The sequence below is a fragment of the Streptomyces sp. DH12 genome, from assembly GCF_020873895.1.
GTDB lineage: Bacteria > Actinomycetota > Actinomycetes > Streptomycetales > Streptomycetaceae > Streptomyces.
The window spans coordinates 1-444 of sequence record NZ_JAHWGT010001148.1; the positions used below are offsets into that span (position 1 = coordinate 1).

1 protein-coding gene is annotated in these 444 nt (G+C 68.0%); it reads left to right on the forward strand.

What is annotated here, in order from left to right:
• Window positions 1-19: 19 nt before the first annotated feature.
• The coding region (locus LPA54_RS38975; RefSeq protein ID WP_308112931.1) for a 1-deoxy-D-xylulose-5-phosphate synthase N-terminal domain-containing protein at window positions 20-444 on the forward strand (425 nt) is incomplete at its 3' end.

Below are 444 nucleotides of genomic sequence, written 5' to 3' on the forward strand. Positions count from 1 at the left end.
CTACTGCAAGGAGGCACGGGTGCCGCTGCTGACCCGCATCAGGGGACCGCGCGATCTGGACCGGCTCACCCTCGAGGAGCTCGACCAGCTGGCCGGGGAGATCCGGACCTTCCTCGTCGACGCGGTCTCCAAGACCGGCGGCCACCTCGGCCCCAACCTCGGTGTGGTGGAGCTCACCATCGCCCTGCACCGGGTCTTCGAGTCCCCCAAGGACAAGGTCCTCTGGGACACCGGCCACCAGTCCTACGTGCACAAGCTGCTGACCGGCCGGCAGGACTTCTCCAAGCTGAAGATGAAGGGCGGCCTGTCCGGCTACCCCTCGCAGGCGGAGTCCGAGCACGACGTCATCGAGAACAGCCACGCCTCCACGGTGCTGGGCTGGGCCGACGGCATCGCCAAGGCCAACCAGCTGATGAGGCGGGACGACAGCCATGTCGTCGCGGT